The organism is Streptomyces sp. NPDC054841, assembly GCF_053611045.1.
On record NZ_JBSGZO010000705.1, the window covers coordinates 1 to 3,242 of the forward strand.

Annotated in this window: 3 protein-coding genes; 1 reads left to right on the forward strand and 2 read right to left on the reverse strand. The window is 68.8% G+C overall.

Going from position 1 to position 3,242, the window contains the following annotated elements; all coding sequences use genetic code 11:
* Positions 1–87: 87 nt before the first annotated feature.
* On the reverse strand, positions 88–396 hold the full coding sequence (locus ACWGI8_RS42015) for a hypothetical protein (RefSeq protein ID WP_453668727.1): 309 nt from the start codon (positions 394–396) through the stop codon (positions 88–90).
* Between the two features lie 941 nt (positions 397–1,337).
* Between ACWGI8_RS42015 and ACWGI8_RS42020 the strand changes: the two genes are divergently transcribed.
* The gene (locus ACWGI8_RS42020) at positions 1,338–1,673 is read left to right on the forward strand and encodes a hypothetical protein (protein WP_453668728.1); all 336 of its coding nucleotides are present in this window, start codon (positions 1,338–1,340) and stop codon (positions 1,671–1,673) included.
* A 127-nt stretch (positions 1,674–1,800) separates the two neighbouring features.
* Here ACWGI8_RS42020 and ACWGI8_RS42025 read toward each other — a convergent pair whose 3' ends face one another.
* Positions 1,801–2,391: a hypothetical protein gene (locus ACWGI8_RS42025; protein ID WP_453668729.1), complete on the reverse strand. Its 591-nt coding sequence runs from the start codon at positions 2,389–2,391 to the stop codon at positions 1,801–1,803.
* Positions 2,392–3,242: the final 851 nt, after the last annotated feature.

The following is a 3,242-nucleotide window of genomic DNA, read 5'->3' on the forward strand; positions in this document are numbered from 1 at the left end:
TACGCCCAGTATGAGGACGACCCTCCGCCTTGCGATGCACCGCATCTGACGCCGCGCGCTGATCCACCGGGGATTACGGGACAGCCCTTAGGCCGTGTTTGAGGAAGCGCGGGCGGCCGGCCATGTCGTGAGGTCGCCCGCGATCCGGTCGATGCCGGTGGCGACTGTGACGTCGTGCTCGCGTCGGGTGGTGTCACGGCGGACGATCTCGTAGCCGCCCTCTTCCAGCACGGCGACGGAGGCGAACCAGGCAGGGTCGTCCTCGTCGGGCCGGACGACGACGAAAGTGTTGCCCGTGCCGTGCAGGTCGCTGATGAGCATGAACAGGGCGTCCTCAACCGGGCCGTCGACGTGGTCGCCATTCTCGCTGCCGGCACAGTAGTAGTCGGCGGCCACAAGCCCTCCCCATATCTGCGCATCGGATCGGTGGCCGGCATCGCACGACCCGTCTGGCCGGCCGGTGATCACAGCCACCGATGGATCGCCGCGACATGGACGGTCGCCTCGAACTGCCAATCCCCTCGGGCTGTGGAGCTTTTTCAAGCGGCCAACTCCACGGCGGGGCCGGCCTGGTGGTCTCGATCACGATGCGTACAGCACCCTCGCGGAACTCAGGCATGTACGTCCGCTGCTTGGACGACCCCATGAACGTCAACTTCCCCTGCAATCACCAACTCCACGCTACGAGGGGAGCGACAGGGCTTTGGCGAAGGTCTCCCACCTCCACTCGAACCAACAGCGCTGCCTCACGGCGCAAACAAGACCGGCAACAGAGCCGGATGTCGTGACCGTTCACCCTCCAGGCCCGTGCCGAAGCGACCGAGTTGCGGCTCCCCGCACTCGCGGGGATGGTCCCGTCATGGTGAGGCCGGCGCCTCGACGCCGAGTCCGAACAACGCACGCTTTCCGGGTCAACCCCTTGGGCAATCCCGCCCGGATTCCAGTCGTCGATTCCCTCGGATGCCGGCCACCCGAGAGGGTGCGCCGGCCGTCGACGTCGATGACGGCGTCGATGACGGCGTCGATGACGGCGTCGATGACGGCGTCGATGACGGCCCGGACTCGAAGAGGACCTTGTGGGGACCGTCGCCGTACCACGACACGAACACCGCAGCGGGCAAAGACGTGTCAGCCTGCCGGCCGGCTCAACGATGGTGCGGCGCGGGAGTACGGAGAGCGGGCGATCACGGGTCCGTTTCGGTCACGATCAGCTCAGACCGATAACTGACTACTCCCGCATGTGAAGGAACGGTATGGATTGTGAGGTTCACGCAAAACTCATCGATGATCCTGGAGGTACCACCGTGGTCCGTCTCCGTTCGGCGTCGCTGGCCTTGTTGACCACTGCCGCATGCGTCACGCTCACCGCGGCACCGGCCTCGGCCGCTCCCGGCGACACCACGACCATGTGCGGGAGTTCCCTGACGCCGTCCGGCTGGGTCGACGTGCAGTGGTGGAACAGCTGGCAGTGCGGCATCACGTTCAACCCCAACATGAAGAAGATCCAGCAGGTCTCCGGCCTGCCCATCGGCACCACCGTGAACGTCTGCGCCTCCACGTGGCCCCCGGCGGGCTGGGTGCAGGTGAACCGCAGCTTCTACAGCGGCGCCTGCCAGTACGCGGCGGTGCCCAGCCACGAGCCCAACACCTGGACGATCAAGCGGGTTTCCTGACCCCCGCCCCGCGCCCCGGGTGCAAGGGGCGCCGGGAGGCGGACCTCACGTCGCGGCCGCAGTGGACTGCCAGGGCCACTCGGCCGCCCGGCCAAACTCCAGGAGCCAGATCAGCCGGAACGCCGCATCACTGAGGCCGCCGAAGGTGCGACGGTGCAAACCGGTGGCTGCGCGGCCCGCAGAGCAGCCGCCCAGGTTCCAGGTGCAGACGGGCACACTCCGAAAAAGCGGCGCCGAACGTGTCGGCGCAGGGCGCCAGGCAGGCCTGTTCGCCGGTGACGACGACCACGCGGTCGTGCTCGCTGCAGTGCCGCGTGACTGCCTTTGCGGTGCTGGTCCCTGCGAGGTCGTAAAACCGGTCCAGTGCCCGCAGGACAAACCCGCCCGGCTCCAGCTCCACCCTCCGGCTGTCCGAGCCGAACCCGACGAGGCCGGCCCGCTCGGCCCAGGCCGCCAGGGCCGCGGCGAAGACGGCGGCAAAGTCCGCCCGGTTGAGTCCGGTGTGCGCGCCGGGCGTGTCGAACATCGAGCCCGACCAATCCACCAGGACCAGGGTCCGGCCAGGCAGGGCGGGCACCTGCGCCAGGGAATGTCCCAGGGCCGCCTCCAGAGCCTGCTCCCACCGTGGTGAGGGCACGTTGCGGCCAGCCGCAAGGCAGCAAAACGGGAACTGCCCAGAGCGCAGGACCTCGGTCGGGCCAAAGATCCGACGGGCCACGCCGGCGGCCACCCGGTCCCCGACCCCCGCGAGGTCGAAGTTGCGCAGATTTGCGGACGAGCGCCATCGGCCCCATCGAAAAGATCACGGCCTCCCACACCGCAGCGTCCATGGGGCGGCGCAGCCATCCCGCCGGCGCCTGCCGGCCTCTCGCAGGCAAGGACGCATACAGCCCACTTCCCGGCCCCGCGGGCGGACTGCCCAAGGGTGACTGCGCACCCCCGCCCGGCGCGGGCCCCCGGCCTCAGACGACAGAAAACGGCAGCCAGGACAGCCGGGGTAGCCGGGACGACCGGGACGACCGGGACGACCGGGACGACCGGGGTAGCCGGGACAGCCGGGACAGCCAGGACAGCCAGGACGACCGGGACGACCGGGCCGGGGCGCAGGGCTGGGCCGGGGTGGGCCGGGGCGCAGGGCTGGGCCGGGGTGGGCCGGGGCGCAGGGCTGGTCGTAGGGCTGCCCCGGCAGCGTCTTCAGCCGGCTTGTACCCGACACCCAGCACTCCGTCAAGTCCCGAGTCCTCGGAACATGACCACACGCTGCCCACCCGGCCTACTTGAAGTGCGGGCCTCACCGGAAACGAAACGAGGCAGCACGGCAAGAACGGAAATTCCCCTCGCACAAGAAATTCTTTCCCTCCTCGCCGAACCGCCAGATATCCCGGCACAGCGGCCACCAGCAAAAAGAGCCGGCCCGCCGGCTGCCCCCCGAAATTTCCGGGGAATGCCAGCAAACCCCTGCAGAAGGAGAAAATCCATGACCCGCAACGTTCACACTCACAACGAGGCCCGCCCCAACCGGCGCTTCCGCCTCGCGATGATCTTCGCGTCGACCGCAGTGCTCTCCGG